This window comes from Oleiphilus sp. HI0123 (genome assembly GCF_001635315.1).
Genome location: NZ_LWGE01001382.1, coordinates 1 through 2499, shown reverse-complemented (window position 1 = coordinate 2499; position 2499 = coordinate 1). Strand labels below are relative to the sequence as shown.

The 2499-nt window shown below is 42.7% G+C and carries 3 protein-coding genes and 1 pseudogene; 2 read left to right on the top strand and 2 right to left on the bottom strand.

Features of this window, described 5'->3' with window-relative positions; genetic code table 11:
- Positions 1-553 (bottom strand): annotated as a pseudogene (locus A3761_RS17490) (exopolyphosphatase); the annotation flags it as partial.
- A gap of 125 nt (positions 554-678) precedes the next feature.
- On the opposite strand from A3761_RS17490, the gene trxA reads away from it, so the two are divergent.
- Both trxA and mobA read left to right on the top strand, forming a co-directional pair.
- Positions 679-1005 carry a thioredoxin TrxA gene (gene trxA / locus A3761_RS17485; protein ID WP_068509988.1) on the top strand — a complete coding sequence of 109 codons (327 nt, stop codon included), beginning with the start codon at positions 679-681 and terminating at the stop codon, positions 1003-1005.
- 78 nt (positions 1006-1083) lie between these two features.
- Entirely contained in the window at positions 1084-1695 is a 612-nt protein-coding gene (gene mobA / locus A3761_RS17480) for a molybdenum cofactor guanylyltransferase MobA (RefSeq protein WP_068509986.1), read from the top strand.
- Between the two features lie 37 nt (positions 1696-1732).
- Here mobA and A3761_RS17475 read toward each other — a convergent pair whose 3' ends face one another.
- On the bottom strand, positions 1733-2479 hold the full coding sequence (locus A3761_RS17475) for an amino acid ABC transporter ATP-binding protein (protein ID WP_068750597.1): 747 nt from the start codon (positions 2477-2479) through the stop codon (positions 1733-1735).
- Positions 2480-2499 lie beyond the last annotated feature (20 nt).

Below are 2499 nucleotides of genomic sequence, written 5' to 3'. Positions count from 1 at the left end.
CAGGAAAATATTTTTCTCTGAAAGAAACGCAGCCCATATGCATACTTTCTAAGGCTTTTGCCTCAAAGCGTTCACCAATTATCAATTCGGTGCTACCACCACCGATATCGATAACCAGGCGATTGCCTTTATCATCAGCCAGGGTATGAGCAACACCAAGATAAATTAGACGCGCTTCTTCTCTGCCAGAAATTATTTCTATTGGGTGACCTGTTACACGCTCGGCATCACGCAGAAAGTCAGTTTTCTTTTTGGCTGCTCTTAAAGCATTTGTACCCACGATCTGCACAGATGCAGAGTCAAAGCTCTTGATCCGCTGGGAGAAGCGCTTCAAGCACTCAATTGCCCTGATATGGGCTTCTGGAGTTATTTCTCCATTTTCGTCGAGACCTGCCGCTAGCTGGACCTTTTCACCAAACTTATCAACGACTCTAATCTCGCCATGAGAAATTTTTGCGACAACCATGTGAAAACTGTTTGAGCCCAAATCTATCGCTGCAATGTGGTCTGAGCAGCTATTTGGCTCTGCTTTCGTATCATTGTGAGTTAACACGTCCTTGAAATCCTCTGATAAGGCTATATATTACTCGTTACGATTTTTCATTTCTTAAGAGATAGCTGTATTGTAACGCATCAAATGCTTTCAGGCTTCTCTAAATCTTTTATTGGAATCAAAACATGAGTGATAACATCATCAATGTAAGTGACGCAACTTTCGAAACGGAAGTTTTAAATTCTGACATCCCTGTACTTGTCGATTACTGGGCGGAGTGGTGCGGCCCTTGTAAAATGATCGCCCCTGTCCTTGAGGAAATTGCTGACGACTATGCTGGCAAGATCAAAATATGTAAGTTAAATATTGATGAGAATGAGCAAACCCCACCTAAATTCAATATTCGTGGCATTCCAACCTTGATGCTATTCAAGAATGGTAATGTTGATGCAACGAAGGTAGGCGCGCTATCAAAATCTCAGTTGACAGCTTTTGTTGACAGCAACTTGTAAGCCCACTAGTTTACGCTTTGCATAGGTGGCACTCTTCTTGGGTGCCACATCGCTACTCTCCTATCAGATTTAGATCTCATGACACTGCAAATTGATGGCGGTATTCTTGCCGGTGGCCTTTCCACTCGTATGGATGGCAAGGACAAGGGACTGCAACTCTATCGACAAAAACCAATGGCCCAGTCTGTTTTTGACTCGCTTCAGCCTTATGTTCGTCGCGTGTTAATCAACTGCAACCGCAATCAAACTCAATATCAAGAAATCAGTCCTCTTGTGTGTTCTGACTCAATCGAAGGCTTCCAAGGTCCTTTGGCAGGACTACACAGCTTGATGTTGAACACTGATGCTGATTATTTGCTTGTCAGCCCCTGTGATACACCCTGCCTTGGACAAGAGTATGGTCAAAAGATGCTCAATATCTTGTACCAAAAACAAGAGCTGTTCCCTGGTCAGCCTTTGATAATCGCATCGAGAGATGAAAACAGAAGCCACCCTCTTCACTTATGCATTTCTACTCAGTTTGTTGATAGCTTGGAAGATGCAATCGTAAACAGGCAAAACCGCGTAATGAAGTGGGTTAAAGATAACGGTGCTATCTGGGTTGATTTCTCAACATCAAGAAATGCTGAAGCCAGTAGCTTTATGAACTTCAATACACTTGAAGAGCTATCTTCTTCTCAAGGCTATTAGCTCTCTCATCAAGAATAAGAAGCTCGGCTGCTTGGGATTAATGCTGAAGTATCTGACTTAAGAATAGTTGTAAGCGGTCAGTTTCTGGGTTTGTAAAGAATTCCTCTGGTGTATTTTGCTCAACAATTTCACCACCATCCATAAATATTACTCTGTCCGCTACACGCTTAGCAAAGCCCATTTCATGAGTAACACAGAGCATCGTCATACCTTCATCAGCTAGCTCAACCATGACATCGAGTACTTCTTTAATCATTTCCGGATCAAGAGCAGAGGTTGGTTCATCGAACAGCATGATTTGAGGTGACATACAAAGAGATCGTGCAATCGCTACACGTTGTTGCTGACCACCCGATAACTGACCCGGGTACTTAAGTGCTTGGTCTGGAATCTTCACTCGCTCCAGATACTTCATTGCAATCGCTTCGGCTTCCTCTTTGGGTTTTTTCTGTACCCAAATTGGCCCAAGCGTCAGGTTTTCTAAAATGCTCAAATGGGGAAACAGATTGAAGTGCTGAAAAACCATACCGACTTCACGACGGATCGCTTCGATATTCTTAACGTCTTCGATCATCTCAACACCATTCACAACCAAAGACCCTCTTTGAAACTCTTCCAGTCGGTTGATACAACGAATCATCGTCGATTTACCTGAACCAGATGGTCCACAGATAACAATTCGTTCACCCTTTTTGACACTTAAGTTTATATCTTTGAGCACATGGAAATTGCCATACCATTTATTCAGATCTTTAATTTCAATAACGTTATCTTTACTGCCCAGAACCTCAGAGTTTTGGCTTT

What these genes read in the sequence shown, in the direction of transcription:
- trxA (WP_068509988.1), top strand. Translation starts at nt 679, where the DNA reads ATGAGTGATAACATCATCAATGTAAGTGACGCAACTTTCGAAACGGAA.
- mobA (WP_068509986.1), top strand. Translation starts at nt 1,084, where the DNA reads ATGACACTGCAAATTGATGGCGGTATTCTTGCCGGTGGCCTTTCCACT.